This window comes from Micromonospora rubida, assembly GCF_009908295.1.
Lineage (GTDB): Bacteria > Actinomycetota > Actinomycetes > Mycobacteriales > Micromonosporaceae > Micromonospora > Micromonospora rubida.
Genome location: NZ_JAAALO010000002.1, coordinates 941681 through 959419, shown reverse-complemented (window position 1 = coordinate 959419; position 17739 = coordinate 941681). Strand labels below are relative to the sequence as shown.

Annotated in this window: 15 protein-coding genes, 1 tRNA gene and 1 pseudogene; 11 read left to right on the top strand and 6 right to left on the bottom strand. The window is 71.7% G+C overall.

Annotation, left to right across the window (positions count from 1 at the left end; all coding sequences use genetic code 11):
* Positions 1-47 precede the first annotated feature (47 nt).
* The 3 genes from GVV04_RS08910 (at position 48) to GVV04_RS08900 (ending at position 3592) form a co-directional block, all read left to right on the top strand.
* Positions 48-1025, top strand: coding sequence for an EamA family transporter (locus tag GVV04_RS08910; protein ID WP_161686378.1), 978 nt, complete (start codon positions 48-50; stop codon positions 1023-1025).
* Between the two features lie 39 nt (positions 1026-1064).
* Complete coding sequence (locus GVV04_RS08905) at positions 1065-1766, top strand: HAD family hydrolase (protein ID WP_161686376.1); 702 nt, start codon at positions 1065-1067, stop codon at positions 1764-1766.
* A 149-nt stretch (positions 1767-1915) separates the two neighbouring features.
* Positions 1916-3592 (top strand): S8 family serine peptidase, encoded by a 1677-nt coding sequence (locus tag GVV04_RS08900; RefSeq protein ID WP_328822281.1) that lies wholly within the window; start codon positions 1916-1918, stop codon positions 3590-3592.
* 65 nt (positions 3593-3657) lie between these two features.
* On the opposite strand, the gene GVV04_RS08895 is transcribed toward GVV04_RS08900, so the two are convergent.
* Both GVV04_RS08895 and GVV04_RS08890 read right to left on the bottom strand, forming a co-directional pair.
* A complete protein-coding gene (locus tag GVV04_RS08895; protein WP_161686373.1) occupies positions 3658-5028 on the bottom strand; it encodes an endonuclease domain-containing protein in 1371 nt (456 codons plus the stop codon).
* 150 nt (positions 5029-5178) lie between these two features.
* Positions 5179-5868, bottom strand: coding sequence for an IclR family transcriptional regulator (locus tag GVV04_RS08890; RefSeq protein WP_161686371.1), 690 nt, complete (start codon positions 5866-5868; stop codon positions 5179-5181).
* Between the two features lie 63 nt (positions 5869-5931).
* Between GVV04_RS08890 and cysS the strand changes: the two genes are divergently transcribed.
* Both cysS and rlmB read left to right on the top strand, forming a co-directional pair.
* On the top strand, positions 5932-7347 hold the full coding sequence (gene cysS / locus GVV04_RS08885; protein ID WP_161686369.1) for a cysteine--tRNA ligase: 1416 nt from the start codon (positions 5932-5934) through the stop codon (positions 7345-7347).
* Positions 7347-8480: a 23S rRNA (guanosine(2251)-2'-O)-methyltransferase RlmB gene (rlmB, locus tag GVV04_RS08880; RefSeq protein WP_161686367.1), complete on the top strand. Its 1134-nt coding sequence runs from the start codon at positions 7347-7349 to the stop codon at positions 8478-8480. Before cysS ends, rlmB begins: the two co-directional genes overlap by 1 nt.
* Before the next feature lie 65 nt (positions 8481-8545).
* Here the strand turns inward: rlmB and GVV04_RS08875 are convergent, their stop codons facing one another.
* The gene (locus GVV04_RS08875; RefSeq protein ID WP_161686365.1) at positions 8546-9142 is read right to left on the bottom strand and encodes a hypothetical protein; all 597 of its coding nucleotides are present in this window, start codon (positions 9140-9142) and stop codon (positions 8546-8548) included.
* 139 nt (positions 9143-9281) lie between these two features.
* Complete coding sequence (locus tag GVV04_RS08870; protein ID WP_161686363.1) at positions 9282-10373, bottom strand: ABC transporter ATP-binding protein; 1092 nt, start codon at positions 10371-10373, stop codon at positions 9282-9284.
* Positions 10374-10738: 365 nt separating this feature from the next.
* On the opposite strand from GVV04_RS08870, the gene GVV04_RS08865 reads away from it, so the two are divergent.
* Positions 10739-10815: transfer RNA gene (locus GVV04_RS08865), tRNA-Thr, on the top strand.
* Between the two features lie 229 nt (positions 10816-11044).
* Here GVV04_RS08865 and GVV04_RS34755 read toward each other — a convergent pair.
* Positions 11045-11761: pseudogene (locus GVV04_RS34755) on the bottom strand (DUF4253 domain-containing protein); the annotation flags it as partial.
* A gap of 74 nt (positions 11762-11835) precedes the next feature.
* On the opposite strand from GVV04_RS34755, the gene GVV04_RS08855 reads away from it, so the two are divergent.
* From GVV04_RS08855 to GVV04_RS08840, 4 genes are all read left to right on the top strand, one after another.
* Positions 11836-12612, top strand: coding sequence for a nucleoside/nucleotide kinase family protein (locus GVV04_RS08855; RefSeq protein WP_161686361.1), 777 nt, complete (start codon positions 11836-11838; stop codon positions 12610-12612).
* Positions 12613-12984: 372 nt separating this feature from the next.
* Positions 12985-13383, top strand: a complete 399-nt coding sequence (locus GVV04_RS08850; protein WP_161686359.1) for a helix-turn-helix domain-containing protein — start codon at positions 12985-12987, stop codon at positions 13381-13383.
* A gap of 35 nt (positions 13384-13418) precedes the next feature.
* Positions 13419-13838, top strand: a complete 420-nt coding sequence (locus GVV04_RS08845; protein ID WP_161686357.1) for a VOC family protein — start codon at positions 13419-13421, stop codon at positions 13836-13838.
* Positions 13839-13901: 63 nt separating this feature from the next.
* Positions 13902-14525, top strand: a complete 624-nt coding sequence (locus tag GVV04_RS08840) for a histidine phosphatase family protein (RefSeq protein ID WP_161686355.1) — start codon at positions 13902-13904, stop codon at positions 14523-14525.
* A 54-nt stretch (positions 14526-14579) separates the two neighbouring features.
* On the opposite strand, the gene GVV04_RS08835 is transcribed toward GVV04_RS08840, so the two are convergent.
* A complete protein-coding gene (locus GVV04_RS08835) occupies positions 14580-15134 on the bottom strand; it encodes a hypothetical protein (protein ID WP_161686353.1) in 555 nt (184 codons plus the stop codon).
* Between the two features lie 167 nt (positions 15135-15301).
* Between GVV04_RS08835 and GVV04_RS08830 the strand changes: the two genes are divergently transcribed.
* Positions 15302-17683: a M4 family metallopeptidase gene (locus GVV04_RS08830; RefSeq protein WP_161686351.1), complete on the top strand. Its 2382-nt coding sequence runs from the start codon at positions 15302-15304 to the stop codon at positions 17681-17683.
* Positions 17684-17739 lie beyond the last annotated feature (56 nt).

Genomic DNA, 17739 nt, shown 5'->3' with positions numbered 1-17739 from the left:
CGTCATCGGTGTAAGGCTACTTCACTCATGACGTACTAAGGGATTCGATGCGTCCACGACCCGTCGCCGGCACCACCGGGCTCGGCCTGGTGCTGCTGTCGGCCGTCACGTTCGCCACCTCGGGCACCTTCGCCCGGTCGCTGATCGAGGCCGGGTGGTCCGCGGAGGCGGCAGTGGTCGCCCGGGTCGGCATCGCCGCAGCCGTCCTCGCGGTGCCCGGGGCGCTGGCCGTGCGCGGCCGGTGGGGCGTGCTGCGGCGCAACCTCGCCCCGGTCGGCGTCTTCGGGCTGCTCGGCGTCGCGCTCGCCCAGGCGTGCTTCTTCAACGCCGTCCGCTACCTTCCGGTCGGCGTGGCGCTGCTGCTGGAGTACCTGGGCATCATCCTCGTGGTCGGCTGGATGTGGCTGGTCCACAGGCAGCGTCCGCGCCGGCTGACCGTGGCCGGGGCGGTCGCCGCGCTGGCCGGTCTCGTCGGCGTCCTCGACCTGACCGGCGCCGGCAGCCTCGACCCGGTCGGCGTGCTCTGGGGGCTGGGTGCGGCGGTCGGGCTCGCCGGGTACTTCGTGGTCGCCGGCCGCCTCGACGACGGCCTGCCGTCCGTGACGATGGCCAGCGCCGGCATGGCCGTCGGCGCGGCGGTCCTGCTCCTGCTGGGCCTGGCCGGGGCCCTGCCGCTGCGGGCCACCTTCGGCGAGGTGACCTTCGCGGGGCAGCGCACCAGCTGGCTGGTCCCCATCGCCGGCCTGTCGCTGGTCGCCGCAGTGGTCGCGTACCTGGCCGGGATCGCTGGGACCCGGATCCTCGGGGCCCGGCTCTCCTCGTTCGTCGGGCTGACCGAGGTGATGTTCGCGGTGCTCATCGCCTGGCTGGTGCTGGGCGAGCTGCCGACCGTCGCGCAACTGTTCGGCGGCGCCCTGATCGTCGCCGGGGTCGCCCTGGTCCGCCTCGACGAGCTGCGTGGGGCGCGCGTCGACGACCGGCCGGGCGGCCGTCCCGTCGAGCCCGCGCTCGCCGCCGAGGTCTGACGCCCCCACGGTCGCGCCCGGGGATGGGAGGCTGGCCGGATGCTCACCCATGTCGTGTTCGACGCCGACGAGACCCTGATCGACCTGCGTCCGGCGGTCACCGGCGGGCTGGTGGCCGTACTGGAGGAGATGCGGAGGCTGACCCCGGCGGCGGCCGGGATCAGCCTCGCGGAGCTGGAGTCCGACTGGCACGCGGTGTTCGGCGCGATGAGCGCCGCCCCCGTCATGGAGATCCGGCGGGCCGCGCTGGCCCGGTCGCTCGCCCGGGCCGGCCTCGGCGCGCACCTGGACGACGTCGCGACGATCTTCTTCGCCCGGCGCTTCGCGCTGACCCGCCCCTTCCCCGACGTGCTGCCGGCGCTCGCCGCGCTGCGCGGCCGGTACACCCTGGGCTACGCCACCAACGGCAACAGCCGCGCCGAGCGCTGCGGCCTCGCCGGCGAGTTCGCCTTCGAGTTGTACGCGCACGAGAACGGCCTGCCGAAGAAGCCCGCCCCCGAGTTCTTCGCCGCGGTGGTCGAGGCGGCCGGGGTGCCGCCGGAGCGGATCGTGTACGTGGGCGACTCGCCCAGCCACGACGTGTTCGGGCCCCGGCGGGCCGGGCTGCGGGCGGTCTGGCTCAACCGCCTCGGCCTGCCCCGCCCGCCCGATGTGCCGGCCGACGCCGAGGTCTCCACCCTGGCCGACCTGCCGGACGCGGTCGACCGGCTCTGCGCCGGCCGCGAGATGAGCGAGGCGTAACTCCTCCCACGCCGGGGTGCCCGCCGGCACCGCGATGACAGCGAGCCGACGAAAGCCTGAATGCCGGGTAATACGGACGCCTATCTGGCGGAACGGCCATCGGTGCTATGGGATGACTGCCACGTCCCTCAACGAGAGGATCTGATGTGGTGAGTAAGCGCTTCACCGCCGGTGCCGTCGCAACCGCGACGGCGTTGGCACTCACGGTGACCGGAGTGGTGGGCACGGCGAACGCCGAGCCGACCGCGACCCGGCAGTTCACCGTCGTCGCGGAGGCCGGCGTCTCCGCCGACGCGGCGATCGCCGCCATCACCGCCGCGGGCGGCACCGTGGTTTCCCGCACCGACGAGGTCGGTCTGTTCCAGGTGACCAGCGACCGCACCGACTTCGCCAGCCGGGCGACCGCGAACGCGGCCCTGCTCGGCGCGGCCGAGCGCAAGGCGATCGGCCGCAGGCCCAAGCTCGACCGGGTCGAGCAGGAGCACCTCCTCGCCCAGGCCGAGGCGAAGGCCAAGGCCAAGGGCACGGTCGCCAAGCGGGGCAAGAAGATGGACCCGCTGGACGAGAAGCTCTGGGGGCTGGAGATGATCCGGGCCGACCAGGCCCGCAAGGTGGAGCCGGGCGACCGCCGGGTCACCGTCGGCATCCTGGACACCGGTGTCGACGCCAGCAACCCCGACCTCGCGCCGAACTTCAGCTGGTCCCTGTCGCGCAACTTCGCCCCGGACATCCCCGAGATCGACGGGGAGTGCGAGGTGGCGAGCTGCCTCGACCCGGTCGGCACCGACGACGGTGGGCACGGCACCCACGTGGCCGGCACCGTCGGCGCCGCCGCGAACGGGTTCGGTCTCTCCGGCGTCGCCCCGAACGTCACCCTGGTCGAGCTGAAGGGTGGCCAGGACTCCGGCTTCTTCTTCCTCGACCCGGTCGTGAACGCCCTGGTGCACGCGGGCAAGGTCGGCCTCGACGTGGTGAACATGTCCTTCTACGTCGACCCGTGGCTCTACAACTGCACCGCGAACCCGGCCGACTCGCCGCAGGCGCAGACCGAGCAGCGGGCGACCATCGAGGCCATGAAGCGGGCGCTCGACTTCGCCCACCGCAAGGGCGTCACCCTGGTCGGCGCGCTGGGCAACAACCACGAGGACCTGGGTGCGCCGCGCACCGACATCTCCAGCCCGGACTACGGCGCCGACCCGTACGACCGTCCGATCGACAACGCCACCTGCTGGGACCTCCCGGTGGAGGGCCCGCACGTGATCGGCGTGTCGGCGGTCGGCCCCTCCGGCAAGAAGGCCGACTACTCGAACTACGGCACCGAGCAGATCTCGGTCGCCGCGCCGGGTGGCTGGTTCCGCGACGGCTTCGGCACGGACACCTACCGCCTCGACGCCAACATGATCCTCTCCACGTACCCGAAGCACGTGCTCCAGGAGGAGGGATCGGTCGACGAGAACGGCAACATCGTCGAGGGCTTCGAGGAGTCGGTGTTCAAGCAGTGCAAGGCCAACGGCGACTGCGGGTACTACACCTACCTTCAGGGCACCTCGATGGCGTCGCCGCACGTCAGTGGCGTCGCCGCGCTGATCGTCAGCAAGTTCGGCAAGAAGACCCGGGATGGCCTGGGCATGGACCCGGCCAAGGTCGAGCGGCAGCTCTACCGCACCGCCGCGGAGCGTGCCTGCCCGGAGCCGCGCCTGCAGACGTACACCAACGAGGGCCGGGACGCCGAGTTCAACGCCTACTGCGCGGGTGACTCGAAGTTCAACGGCTTCTACGGCCACGGGATCATCGACGCGTACGCGGCGGTGAAGACCCGCAGGTGACCACCGGTGCCACCGGGAGGGGCCCGGGCGACCACGGTCGCCCGGGCCCCTCGTCGTCCCGGTGGTCAACGCCGCCAGCCCCGGGCGGCCAGGGCGGCATGGACCTCCCGCGTCAACGCGGGGGAGTCGTGCCGGAGGCGGCGGCCCGACGCGTGCAGCACGATCCATCCGGCGCAGACGAGCTGGTTGAGCCGCCAGCGGTCGCGGTGCAACTGCTCGGCGTCGGCGTGCGAGTCGCCGTCGTACTCGACCGCGACGCGGAACTCCGGCCAGGCCAGGCCCGGATGCAGGACGAGACCCGAGGCCAGCCGGACCGGGTGCCGGGCGACCGGGCGGGGCAGCCCGGCGAGCACCAGCCGGACCCGCAACTCGGACTCCGGCGGTGACTGCGCCCCGGGATCGGCCAGGCCGAAGACCCACCTCGCCCGCCGGCCCCCGGGCCGGTCCGCGTTACGGACCCCGATCGCGGTCAAGGAGTCCCGGGTGGTCAGGCCCTTGCGGAGCAGGCTGTCGACGATCCCGACGGCCCGTAGGGGCTCCAGCCAGACGGCGGTCTCCCAGGCCGCCGTCGCCGGATCGGTGCGGGGGAGCGCCCACGCCGCCGCCGCGACCGCGATCGGCGCGGCCCCGGCGACGGTCGGGTCCTCCGGGCGCCCCGCGACACCCGCGACACCCGTGACACTCACGACACCCGTGACACTCGCGACACTCGCGACAGCCACGCCGCCCGGGACACCCACGGCGTCCCGGCCGATCTGCGGCCCGGCGCGAGCGGCGTCGCGCGGTCGTGGAGTCGAGCGGGTGGTGTCGCATGGCTGTGGTCCCGTGCGGGTGGTGTCGCGCGGCGGTGGCGTCGAGCGGGTGGCGTCGCGCGGCTGTGGTGCCGTGCGGATGGCACCCGGGGCGGGTGATGGTGCCACCCCGATCGTGGCCGGGCCGAGGGCGGGCAGCGAGGAGTGGGCGGACAGCGGAACGTGCGGGGACAGCGCAATGTTGGGGGACAGCGGGGCGGCGACGGGCAGCGGGTCAGGGGCGGGCAGCGGGACCGGAGTGAGCAGGGCGGCGGGAACCGGTGGCGAGGTGGCGGGGCGCAGGTCGGTCAGGTGCACCCGGAGCCCTCGCTGGCTGCGCAGCCCCGCCGTGCGGGGGCTGGCCACGTGCACCTCGTCGGAGAACTCGGCGGCGTGCTCGACGCCGTACAGCAGCGCCGCCGACGGGCCGGCGAGCGCCGAGCCCGGGGGCAGTTGCAGGGACGCCGCCCGGCAGGCCAGCGTGTGGTCCAGGTCGAGGCGGGAGTCGGCGTAGATGTCGCGGCGCAGGTTGACCCAGGCCGAGCTGCGTAGCTTGTGCGCGGTGACGAGGCCCAGCCGGATCGCCTCGGAGGCGCGGAAGACCTGCCAGGCGAGGGCGGACGGGCGATCAGGGTGTCGGGGCATGCGCCCAGGCTCCCGGCAGCCGCCGCGCCTGGATACCCCTGTGGACAACACCCCGCCCCGCCGACCCATCCCCCTGTGGACAACCAGCCGGATGCCCTCCGGCTGTGCTAATGGCCGCCTCCCGAACGCGTCGGGGTTCGTAGGCCGGCGTCAGGGGGCGAGCGCGGTGGCGACGGCGGCGGCCGCCGCGAGTACCTGCTCGCCGACCACCTCCGGGTCCAGCGGGGCCAGCGCGACCACCCCGACGCTCGCCTCCAGACCCGGCACGCCGAGCACCGGCGCGGCCACCCCGTACGCGCCGGGCTGCAACTCGCCGCTGGTGCTCACCGGGTCGGCGGAGCCCGACCGGCCGCCGAGGATGGCCCGCCCGGCCGCCCCCCGCTCCAGCGGGTGCCGCGTCCCCGTCCGGTACGCCACGTGCAACGACGTCCAGCTCGGCTCGACCACCGCCAGTGCGACCCCCTCGCCGCCCTCGACCACGGTGAGGTGGGCGGTCGCGCCGGCCTGCTCGGCGAGCCGGCGCAGGGCGGGCAGCGCGCCCTCGGCGAGCAGCGGCTGGGCCCGACGGGCCAGGTGCAGCACCCCCGCGCCGAGGCGCAGCCGGCCGTCGCCGTCCCGCCGCACCATGCCGTGTCCGCTCAGCGCGCCGACCAGCCGGTAGACGGCCGCCCGGCCGATGCCCAGCAGGTTCGCCGCCTCGGTGACGGTCAGCCCGCCCGGGGCGTCGGCGACCAGGTGCAGCAGCCGCAGCCCCCGGTCCAGCGTCTGGGCCGTCTCGCCCCCGCGCGCCCCGTCGCCGGGCCGGGCCGTCGTGCCGTCCTGCCGTGCCGCTTCATCCACGAGGGGCAGCGTACGACCCGGCACCGGGCGACCCGGGAATGCGTGGACGGCTACCCTTGTGAGGTGACGCTACGCCTGTATGACACCGCCACCCGATCGGTGCGGGACTTCGTCCCGCAGGAAGCCGGCAAGGTGGGGGTCTACCTGTGTGGTCTCACCCTCCAGGCACCCCCGCACATCGGTCACCTTCGCTCCGGCGTCAACTACGACGTGCTGCGCCGCTGGCTGCTGGCGAAGGGGTTCGACGTCCGGTTCATCCGCAACCTGACCGACATCGACGACAAGATCCTCGGCAAGGCCGTCGAGCAGGGGCGGCCGTTCTGGTCGATCGCGTACGCCAACGAGCGGGCGCTGACCGGCGCGTACCAGGCGCTGAACGTGCTGCCGCCGACGTACGAGCCGCGGGCCACCGGGCACGTCCCGGAGATGCACGAGCTGATCGCGAAGCTGATCGACACCGGGCACGCCTACCCGGCCACCGACGGCTCCGGCGACGTCTACTTCGACGTGGCCTCCTGGCCGGCCTACGGCGCGCTCTCGGGCCAGTCGCCCGACGCCATGCAGGCCGCCGGCGACGCCCCGGAGCGGGGCAAGCGTGATCCGCGCGACTTCGCGCTGTGGAAGGGCGCGAAGCCCGACGAGCCGGCCGACGCGTACTGGCCCTCGCCGTGGGGCCGGGGGCGGCCCGGCTGGCACATCGAGTGCTCGGCGATGTGCTGGCGCTACCTGGGCGCCGAGTTCGACATTCACGGCGGCGGGCTCGACCTGACCTTCCCGCACCACGAGAACGAGATCGCCCAGTCGCAGGCCGCCGGCCTGCCGTTCGCCCGCTACTGGGTGCACCACGGGCTGCTCAGCATCGGCGGCGCGAAGATGGGCAAGTCGACCGGCAACGCCCTCGACCTGGCGTACGTCGCCTCGCTCGGGGTGCGCCCGATCGAGCTGCGCTACTACTACGCGGTCGCGCACTACCGTTCGCTGATCGACTACACCGAGGACTCGCTGCGCGAGTGGGCGACCGGCTTCCGGCGGATCGAGGGATTCGTCCAGCGGGCCGCCGAGCGGGTCGGCCCGGGTGAGTTCGGGGAACTGCCGGCCGCCTTCGTCGCCGCGATGGACGACGACCTGAACACCTCTGCCGCGTTCGCGGTGCTCCAGGAGGTGATCCGGGACGGCAACAGCGCGCTGAATTCCGGCGACGATGTGACCGTCCGCACGGCGCTCGACTCCGCGCGGGCGATGCTGGATATCCTCGGGATCGACCCCCTGGACGAGGCCTGGACGGGTGGCGGTCGCGTGGATGACCTGCGCGACGTGATGGACTCGCTGGTCGCGCTGGCCCTGGAGCAGCGCGCGCAGGCCCGCAGCCGCAAGGACTGGGCCGCCGCGGACGCCGTCCGCGACCAGCTCAAGCAGGCCGGCGTGATGATCGAGGACACCCCCCAGGGCCCCCGTTGGACTATTGGAGAGCAGGACTGATGGCCGGCAACTCGCAGCGCCGTGGCCGGCGACTGACGTCGAAGGCAGGCGCCCCGAAGGGCTCCGGAGGCAAGAACAAGGACTCCCTCGCGGGCCGGGGCAGGACCCTGCCCGCCGACGAGCGCCCCTGGCACAAGGGGTACTCGGGCACCGAGAAGCTGCCGCAGCGCACCGCCTGGAAGCAGGACAAGGAGCTCCGGGCGGCGTCCGAGGAGGGGCGTGCCCCGAAGATCGGCAAGCCGGGCACCAAGGACACCACCTGGGGCAGGGGCGGCGGTCGGGGCGTTCCGGTCGGCCGGGGTGCCGGGGCTGCCGGCCGGGGCGGCAAGCCGACCGGCCGCACCGGCCCCCGGGTCGCGCCGGGCCGCAAGTCCAACCCGGCGAAGGACAGCCCCGAGCTGCTGGTCGGGCGGAACCCGGTGCTGGAGTCGCTGCGCACCCAGGTGCCGGCCACCGCGCTCTACATCGCCCAGGGCATCGAGAGCGACGACCGGATCAACGAGATCATCCGCACCGCCGCGGACCGGGGCATCGCCCTCCTGGAGATCAGCCGCGCCGAGCTGGACCGGATGACCGGCGGCGTGCTGCACCAGGGCGTCGGCCTCCAGGTGCCGCCGTTCGCGTACGAGTCCTTCGACGACATGGTCGCCGCGTCGCTGGAGCAGACCGCCCCGCTGCTGGTGGCGCTGGACGGCGTCACCGACCCGCGCAACCTCGGCGCGGTGATCCGGTCCGCCGCCGCATTCGGCGCGCAGGGTGTCTTCGTACCGGAGCGGCGGGCTGCCGGGATCACCGCGACCGCCTGGCGGACCAGCGCCGGCGCGGCGGCGCGGGTGCCCGTCGCCCAGGTCACCAACCTGACCCGGTCGCTCAAGGCCTGCCGGGACGCCGGCTTCATGGTCGTCGGCCTTGACGCCGACGGCGAGACCGACCTGTACGACCTGGAGGCCGCCGTCGGGCCGCTGGTCGTGGTGGTCGGCTCGGAGGGACGCGGGCTGTCCCGGCTGGTCGGCGAGACCTGCGACCTGACCGTGAGCATCCCGATGATCTCCGAGGTGGAGTCGCTCAACGCCAGCGTCGCCGCCGCGGTGGCCCTCGCCGAGGTGTCCCGCCGCCGGGCCGCCGAGGGCTGATCCCGCAGACACGGAAAGGGGCGGTCCGCCGAGATGGTGGGCCGCCCCTTCTGCCTGTCCGGGGCCTACAACTGCCGGCTCCAGGCGAAGATGACCAACGCTCCGAACAGCGCGACCAGCGCGGTGGCCGGAACGAGCCAGGGAGCCCGTCGTGCGCCGTGCAGGGCCAGCGTCAGCCGGTGGTGAACGGCGGCGATGCCGGCCAGGGCGGCCAGCCCGGCCAGGGCGAACGGGATGCCGATCAAAAAGTGCGCGAGCCAGGCGCCGGCCAGGGTAGGACCGCCCCAGGAGTTGTCGAACGGACCGGGCTCGACGAAGCCGTACAGGGCACCGCGCGCCACGATGAGCAGGATGGCCCCGAGCGGCACCAGCGCGGCGGTACCCAGCAGCAGGCTCAGCAGGGCGTGGTTGACGACGGCCACCGGCCCCGGCCGGCGTGTCGGGTCCGCGCCGTGCGCGCCCAGCAGGCGGGTGTGCAGGACGTCCCACCACCCCGCGACCGACCGCCCCTGACCGAGCAGCCCGGCCGGCAGCGCGACCAGCGCGACCGGGAGCAGCGCCGCACAGTAGATCAGGCTCCGGATCGTCGACCGGACGACCCGGTGCGCCCGGCGGGGTCGGGACGGACGGGCCCGGTGCGGGGTGTCGACCGTGGTCGGCATGGTGTCCTCGATTCTCCGCAGGTCGCGTCGAACCTATGCCGCGCCGGCGCGGCGGCACCTCGGTGATCACCCGGATACCGGCCCGGAGACGACGATGGGGGTGCCCACCGATCGGCGGGCACCCCCTCTGCGTCGTACGTCAGATCCGCTTGCCGCTGGCGGCGTTGAAGACGTGGGTACGGCCGGTCCGCGGCTTCACGAACACGGTGTCGCCCATGTTCGGCATGGTGCGCCGGTCGGTGCGGACCACGAAGCGCTCGTTGTGGCCCTCCATCGCGGCGTGACCGTAGACGTTGACGTCCGAGCCGAGGTCCTCGACCAGCTCGACCACGACCGGCATGCCGCCCTCGGTCGGGCTCACCATCTCGCAGTCCTCCGGGCGGAAGCCCACGGTCACCTTGCCGTCGCCGCCCTCGGCGCGGGCCGCCTCGACCTGCTCGCGGGTCAGCGGGATGTTCAGCTCCGCGAACGTCGCGCCCTGCTCGTTCAGCGGGACGGTCTTGATGTTCATGGCCGGGGAGCCCATGAAGCCGGCGACGAACACGTTGGCCGGGGTGTCGTAGAGCGCCCGGGGGGTGTCCACCTGCTGGAGGACGCCGTCGAGCATGACGGCCACCCGGTGGCCCATGGTCATGGCCTCGACCTGGTCGTGGGTGACGTAGACCATGGTGATGCCGAGCTTCGCCTGCAGCGACGCGATCTGGGTACGGGTCTGCACCCGGAGCTTGGCGTCGAGGTTCGACAGCGGCTCGTCCATGAGGAAGACCTGCGGCTCGCGGACGATCGCCCGGCCCATCGCGACCCGCTGGCGCTGGCCGCCGGAGAGGGCCTTCGGCTTGCGGCCGAGGAAGTCCTCCAACTGGAGGAGCCCGGCCGCCTCCTTGACCCGCCGGTCGATCTCGGCCTTGGGGGTCTTGCGCAGCTTCAGCGCGAACGCCATGTTCTCGTACACCGACATGTGCGGGTAGAGGGCGTAGTTCTGGAAGACCATCGCGATGTCGCGGGACTTCGGCGGGAGGTGGGTGACGTCGCGCTGGTCGATGTAGATCGCGCCGTCGTCGACGTCCTCCAGGCCGGCGAGCATGCGCAGGCTGGTGGACTTGCCACAACCGGAGGGGCCGACGAGGACGAGGAACTCGCCGTCGCCGATTTCGAGGTCGAGCTGATTCACTGCGGGACGCTCAGTGCCCGCGTAGATCCGGGACGCCTTCGCGTAAGTGACCGTGGCCATGCTGGAGCGCTTCCTCTCACCGGCAGGAACGTGCCGGACGATCCGAGTGAAGGAGCAGCCGGCGCCCTGTGGCGCCGGCCATCCGGGCGACGCTCCGGGCAGCGGGGGCCGCCGGAACTGTCATCCGTGTCACTGCACCGTAAACGGGTTTCCGCAGCCTGCCAAGACGAGAAGCATGGGGTGGGACGGACGGCATTCACATTCCGGGCAGTCGGGCACAGGCAGGCATCAATCTCCGCGTGGTTCCGCCCGCCCGCTGGCGGATGACAGCCGACAGGGTCGGCAAATCGGCGTTTTCCGTGCTGGGAGGGCCTGCCGAGGGACAACTCCCGAGGTCTGTCGCTTATGCTGGCCACGCAAGACCTGCCCCTGTAGCTCAGCTGGCCAGAGCACTCGCCTTGTAAGCGAGATGTCGCCGGTTCGATCCCGGCCGGGGGCTCCAGTTTCACAAGGCGTTCGGTGGCACTCGCCGCCGTTGCTCGCCGGAGTGTCAGCAGTGCCGACAGTAGTCGGGCTCGTGAGGGTCGGGCGAACGAGCGGCTGAGCCTGGTCGACCCCATCGGGGCGCGCCAGGCGTTGTCGGACCTCGGCCGGCGGGGGAGCCGCCCGCTGGAGGCCCGCCTTCTGGACGTAGATCTCTCGTCGCTTCGGGTCACGGCAAGCGCGAGCTGCCACGCCTCTTCACCAGGCTTCGGCTGTCTGGTGACGACGAACTGCAGCATGGTTGACCAGCAGGCCACCAGTTCGGCTCCCCACTGCCGTTCCCACTGCCGCATGGCCGCAGCAAGTCCTTCCACTCCCTGCGGACTTGTGGCTCCGAAGTAGCTGATCCAGGCAGGTGCCAGCCACTGCGTCGAGGTCGGCAGCAGCACGAGTTGCACCTCTCGCGGCGTGTACCAGATCCGAGTACCGACCAAGCTTGCGGCGCTCCGATGGCCGCGCTCCGCGAGTTCCGGATCCGTCAGCAGGGTTTCCCAGATCCATCGTTCGATCGCCGCCCGTTTCGTCGGCAGCTCCAACTCTCTCTTAGCCCGTGGAACGAGATCGATGACCAGCAGGCTGGTCAAATAGCCGTCCAGTGCATCCTTGGGAATTAACTCATCGCCGTTCCGGCGGTGATAGATAGACCATGGGTCTAGAGTGCAGGCGGCTTGGGTCAGTGCAGCGACTTCCTCGGCTGTCGGCTCGTGATAAAGCTCGCCGGGGCCAGTCAGGAGCGGCCAGCGGCCAGTCCTCGGTAGCGCCGAACGCGCCGCTCGCCACGCGTCGAGGAGATGTTCCGGCACAACGTCGGTGATCAGGAAGGTGCCCCCGATGCCCTCTTCCACCGGATGCCCTTCCAAAGCCGTTCCTCGCAAGACCGCAGCGATCTCATCAGGGTCATCCATCATGAACGTCATGTTCGCGACCGTATCCCGCACGCCCGACGCGCAGGTGCGCGCCACCGCTGACTGCAAAAGCCGTGCTGCTGCCCGAGAACGATCTTCCAAACTGGCGGCTTTTCTCTGCCCGCAGGCGGCAGTCTCTTGGCATGGCCGCTGACAATCATCCTGTAGACCTAGCTCGCCGCCTTTCGCATGTTCGATGGCTCGCGGGGGGCACGGGTTCAGGCAAGAGCACCCTCGCCCAGGTCCTAGCCGAGCGCTACGACGTGCTGATCTACGACGGGGACCGCGCGGAGCGCGACTACGTCAGCCGGTGCACCGCCCAGAAGCAGCCGTACCTGTGGGCGTTGCTGCAAGCTCCACTGGCGCAGACGTGGAATGGCCGCAGCGCACAGGAAGTCTTCGAGTCGATGCCGAGCATGCGCGGGGAAACGTTCGGGTTTGTTGTCGATGACCTGCTGGCGATGCCCACGGAGCATCCGGTCCTGGTCGATGACTTCCGAACCCTGCCCCGCGAGGTTGCTCCGCTGCTGATCTGGCCCCAGCAGGCCGCCTTCCTCCTGCCAACGCCACAGTTCAGGGAACGGGCATTGCGGGCTCGATTCGCCGACGTCCAGAGAGCCCGAATGAACTGGGGAGACAGCGATCACGGCAAGGCGCTCGCTCGGCGACTTGCTCGCGATGAACTGTGGGATGCAGAAGTCCGGCGGGAGGCCGTCGAACTGCACCTGCCGGTGGTAACCATCGACGGCTCACGTGATGCTTCTGACCTTGCCGATGACCTTGCTGCCCGGTTTCGTCTGGGCCACGCCGGGCCACGGACCGTGCAGAGCGCGTGCGATGATCTTGACTAATCCGTTTCACGTGGCGACTCTCGATCATGCCGACGACACGATCGATACGTCTGACCACGCGATGCGGCACTTGACCACACTCGCTGCTACGTCAGGTCACTATCCACCGGCGGGGTTCGCGCTCGGTGGCACATCCGAACGTCGAGAGCGACGTTGGCAGCAACGAGCCCGAACGGCGACGTGCGGAAGAGCCCAGCGAGGAGCCCCGGTCCGGGCACGGCCATTGCCGGACTGGCCCGCGTACTCTGAAGAGCTTGTAAGCGAGATGTCGCCGGTTCGATTCCAGCCGGGGGCTCCACAGATTTCACCGGTGTCCTGGAGGACGGGATTCCGGTGCGGCGTCGGCGTTCGCCCTCGCTGGACGGAGGTGGGATGAGCCGCGCGGTGGAGGAGTCCAACCGGGCCATGCTCCGCGCCCGGGACGCCATGGACCGGGCGTACGCCGAGCTGCTCGACATCCCCGCCCTGGCCCGGATCGCGCACGTCTCCGAGGCGCACTTCATCCGCACCTTCCGCGCCACCTTCGGCGAGACCCCGCACCGGTACCTGCAACGGCGTCGGGTCGAGCGGGCCATGTACCTGCTCGCCCAGACCGACCGGGATGTCACGGAAGTCTGCTTCGCGGTGGGGTTCAACAGCCTCGGCACCTTCAGCCGGACGTTCCGTCAGATCGTCGGCGAGTCGCCGACGGAGTACCGCCGGCGCAGGGTGCCGACGGACGTGCCCGCGTGCTTCGCCAAGGCCTGGATGCGACCCAGCAGTTTTGGATAAGCAGCAGGTCGGAGCGGTCGAATAGCGTTCTCGGCATGACGATGAACGCGATCAGCCGCTCCCAGATCTACGTGCTCGACCAGGACGAGGCCCTCGACTTCTACGTCGGCAAGCTCGGCATGGAGGTCAACACCGACCAGGACCTCGGCTTCATGCGCTGGCTGACGGTCAACCTGCCCGGCGACCCGAAGCGGGAGATCCTGCTGGAGAAGCCCGGCCCGCCGGCCCTCGACCCGGCCACCGCCGAGCAGGTCCGCGAGCTGCTCGCCAAGGGTGCCCTGCCCGGCTCCCTCTTCATGACCACTGACGACGCGCAGAAGACGTACGAGGACCTGGTGGCCAAGGGCGTGGAGATCACCGACGAGCCGACCGAGCGCCCGTACGGCATCGACTTCGGCGTCCGGGACCCGTTCGGCAACAAGATCCGCATCGGCCAGATGTTCCCGCGCGGCTGAGCGGGGCGGGCGGGTCGGGAGGCGTCAGTTAGCATCGCGCCTCCCGACCCGTACGAGGTGATGATGGCGAGCCGCCTGCTGTTCCTGGCCCGGCACGGCGAGCAGGACGTGCCCGCCGGCACTACGGACGACCCGCCGGAGGTGGGGCTCTCCGCCCGGGGCCGGCGGCAGGCGGCGCTGCTCGGCGAGCGGCTGGCCGGCGTGCCGTTCACCGCCGTCCACCACGGGCCGCTGCCCCGGGCCGCGCAGACCGCCGGGCTGGTCGCCCGGTCGCTGCCCGGGATCCCGGTGTACGCGACGGAGCTGGCCGGCGACCACCTGCCGCACGACACCGACCCGGCCGGCCTGCCCCCGGCGTACGCGAGGCTCCTGGCCGGGTTCTCCGCGAGCGAGCGGGTCGACGGGCCGCGACTGACGGCGGCGGCCGTCGCGCGGTTCGCCACCGCGCCGGAGGACGGCGACGACCGGGTGCTGGTGGTCACCCACACGTTCCTGATCGCCTGGCTGGTCCGGCACGCGCTGGACGCCCCGGCCGGGCGCTGGCTGGGGCTGAGCCACCACAACGCGGGGCTGACCGTGATCCGCTACTCCGACGGCGGCCCGCCGACCCTGATCGCCGTCAACGACGTGGCCCACCTGCCGCCCGAGCTGCGCGGCACCGGGCTGCCCCCGGGCTACCGGTTCTGACGGTCGGCCGGGTCGCGCCCGCCTCGACGAGGCGCTCCTCCGGGCGGCGACGGGTCAGCCGGCGGCGGTGAGCACGAGCGCGGCCAGCGCCGACGCGGCCTGCGGCGGCGTGCCCGCGACCGGGCAGTCGGTCCAGTCGATCGTGGCGGTGCCGACGGTGAGCCGGTATTCGTAGGCGTCGGTGCAGCGGACGGCGGGGTCGGCGGTGCTGCCCTCGGTGAGCCGGGGGTCGGCGGCGAGCCGCCGCAGCCGGTCGAGGTCCGCGGCCGTGAGCCGGCCGGTGCGCCGGGTGCCGGCGCGGTCGACCGCCGCCCATCGGCCGTCCGGTTCGACGGTGACCGTGTCGCTCGCCCCGGGGAAGCCGCCCGAACGTCGGACGACCACCCGGGCGGCCGGGGACGCCTCGGCCGGGGCACTGGCGTCGGGGGTTCCGGCGGTGGCGCCCGGGGAGGCGGTCGCGGCGGGCGGCGAGACGGAAGCGGACGCCGAGACGGCGGCGGACGGCGTCGGCGCGGGGTCGCCGGGGTCGCCGGGGTCGCCGGCCGAGCATCCGCTCGCCGCCGCCAGCAGCGCGGCGATCATGGCGACGCGAAGGGGAGTCGGTCTCATGCCCGTCGGACGTGTCCGGACTCCGCCCGGTTCCGTCACCTTGCCCTCCTCATCCGTTCGGCCAGTGTTGGGGTCCGGAAGTGGTTGCCCCCTTCCCCTTTCGTCAAGCGATCACTATATCTACATACGTGACTACCCCCGTCACACATTCCTTGCCAGGAGGGCACGTGAAGAAAACCCTCGCCGCCGCTAGTGCAGCGCTGCTTACCGGCGGCCTGCTCACCTGCGTCGCCACCACGGCGCAAGCGGCAGCCCCCGCCCCGGACCCGTCGGCAGCCCGTGCCGACTCGGTCCTCCGCAGTAACCCCGGCGCCGTCCAGGGTGCCAGCGGAGAGGCATACCAGGCAGTTCGGACCAAGGTGGACGCCGACGGCGCCTCGCACACCCGTTACTCCCGGACCTACCAGGGCTTGCGGGTCTACGGCGGTGACTTCGTCATCCACGCCAAGGCGAACGGCGAGTACGCCGGGGCCTCGGTCGGCCTCGCGGCCCCGCTGACCCTCGCCGCCAGCCCGAAGGTCACCTCGGCCAAGGCCAAGGAGGCTGCGCGCAAGGAGTTCTCCGGCTCGCTCACCGCCGTGGGCGCCCCGGAGCTCTTCGTCGACGCCAGCTCCGGCAAGGGCCGGCTCGCCTGGGAGACCGTCGCCTCCGGCTGGAAGGCCGACAAGCAGACCCCCTCGAAGCTGCACGTCGTCACCGACGCGGTCACCGGCAAGGTGATCGGCTCGTACGACGAGATCGAGACGGTTACCGGCAGCGGCACGGGCATCTACACCGGCGCGGTCAGCGTCGACACCACGCTCTCCGGCAGCACGTACTCGATGATCGACCCGGTGCGCGGCAACGGCCGTACCTGCGACATGAACAACGGCACGTCGACCTGCACCACGTTCACCGACGCCGACAACGTCTGGGGCACCGGCGCCAACACCAACCGGCAGTCCGCCGGCGTGGACGCCCACTTCGGCGCCGCGATGACGTTCGACTACTTCAAGAACGTGCACGGCCGTAACGGCATCTTCGGCAACGGCACCGGCGTGCCGAGCCGGGTGCACTACGGCAACGCCTACGTCAACGCCTTCTGGGACGGCGCCCAGATGACCTACGGCGACGGCTCCGGCAACAACCGCCCGCTGGTCTCCCTCGACGTGGCCGGCCACGAGATGAGCCACGGCGTCACCGAGGCGGTCGCTGGCCTGGTCTACTCCGGCGAGTCCGGTGGCCTCAACGAGTCCACCAGCGACATCTTCGGCAACATGGTGGAGTTCTACGCCAACGCGCCGAGCGACCCGGGTGACTACCAGGTCGGCGAGAAGATCAACATCAACGGCAACAACACCCCGCTGCGGTACATGTACAACCCGACGCTGGATGGCTCCTCCGACTCGTGCTGGTCGACCAGCACGAAGAACAAGGACGTGCACTACTCCTCCGGCGTGGGCAACCACTTCTTCTTCAACCTCGCCGAGGGCACCGGCGCCACCGCGTACGGCACCTCGCCGGTCTGCGGCTCCGCCCCGGCCGTGACCGGCATCGGCCGGGTCAAGGCCGAGAAGATCTGGTTCCGGGCGCTCGACGTGTACTTCACCTCCAACACGTCGTACGTCAACACGACCACCCCGGCGAACACCTCCCGCGCGTACAGCCTCAAGGCGGCGACCGACCTGTACGGCAACTGCTCCACGGAGTACAAGGCCGTCCAGGCGGCGTGGACCGCGGTGAACGTGGCCGGCAACGACGTGCCCTGCTCGTCGACCGGTAACGACTTCTCCGTCACGCTGTCGCCGACCTCCGGTTCGGTTGCCGCGGGCGGCTCCGTCTCCACCACCGTGGCCACCGCCACCACCAGCGGCACCGCGCAGACCGTGACGTTCTCCGCGTCCGGCCTGCCGACCGGCGCGACCGCGTCGTTCAGCCCGGCCTCGGTGACCTCGGGCGCCTCGTCGACCCTCACCATCGCCACCACGTCCGGCACCCCGGCCGGCACCTACAACGTCACGGTCACCGGCACCGGCGCGGTGGCCCACAGCGCCACCTACACGCTGACCGTCACCGGCACCGGCGGCGGCTGCACCAGCGCGGGCCAGAAGCTCGGCAACCCCGGCTTCGAGTCCGGCAACACGGTGTGGACGGCCAGCTCCGGCGTCATCGCTCAGCACGGCACGAGCCAGCCGGCTCGCACCGGCACCTACGCCGCCTGGCTGAACGGGGTCGGTTCCACCCGGACCGAGACGCTCTCCCAGTCGGTGAGCGTGCCGGCGGGTTGCACCTCGTACAACCTGAGCTTCTGGCTGCACATCGACACGGCCGAGACCACCACCAGCACCCAGTACGACAAGCTTTCGGTGCAGGTGCTCAACTCGTCCGGGACGGTGCTGGCGACCCTGGCCACCTACTCGAACCTGAACAAGGCCGCCGGCTACAGCCAGAAGTCGTTCTCGCTGGCCTCGTACGCCGGCCAGACCGTCACCCTGAAGTTCACCGGCACGGAGGACGTCTCGCTCCAGACCTCCTTCGTCATCGACGACACCGCGCTCAACGTCGCCTGACGTAGCCGTACCCCGGCGGGCCCGGCGGCCACCCCACTCGGGTGGTCGTCGGGCCC

Excerpts from the sequence above, each read along its gene's own strand:
- GVV04_RS08875 (WP_161686365.1), bottom strand. The coding sequence starts at position 9,142 with ATGCCGACCACGGTCGACACCCCGCACCGGGCCCGTCCGTCCCGACCC.
- GVV04_RS08910 (WP_161686378.1), top strand. The coding sequence starts at position 48 with ATGCGTCCACGACCCGTCGCCGGCACCACCGGGCTCGGCCTGGTGCTG.
- rlmB (WP_161686367.1), top strand. The coding sequence starts at position 7,347 with ATGGCCGGCAACTCGCAGCGCCGTGGCCGGCGACTGACGTCGAAGGCA.
- GVV04_RS08870 (WP_161686363.1), bottom strand. The coding sequence starts at position 10,373 with ATGGCCACGGTCACTTACGCGAAGGCGTCCCGGATCTACGCGGGCACT.
- GVV04_RS08895 (WP_161686373.1), bottom strand. The coding sequence starts at position 5,028 with ATGCCCCGACACCCTGATCGCCCGTCCGCCCTCGCCTGGCAGGTCTTC.
- GVV04_RS08845 (WP_161686357.1), top strand. The coding sequence starts at position 13,419 with ATGACGATGAACGCGATCAGCCGCTCCCAGATCTACGTGCTCGACCAG.
- GVV04_RS08905 (WP_161686376.1), top strand. The coding sequence starts at position 1,065 with ATGCTCACCCATGTCGTGTTCGACGCCGACGAGACCCTGATCGACCTG.
- GVV04_RS08840 (WP_161686355.1), top strand. The coding sequence starts at position 13,902 with ATGGCGAGCCGCCTGCTGTTCCTGGCCCGGCACGGCGAGCAGGACGTG.
- GVV04_RS08835 (WP_161686353.1), bottom strand. The coding sequence starts at position 15,134 with ATGAGACCGACTCCCCTTCGCGTCGCCATGATCGCCGCGCTGCTGGCG.
- GVV04_RS08850 (WP_161686359.1), top strand. The coding sequence starts at position 12,985 with ATGAGCCGCGCGGTGGAGGAGTCCAACCGGGCCATGCTCCGCGCCCGG.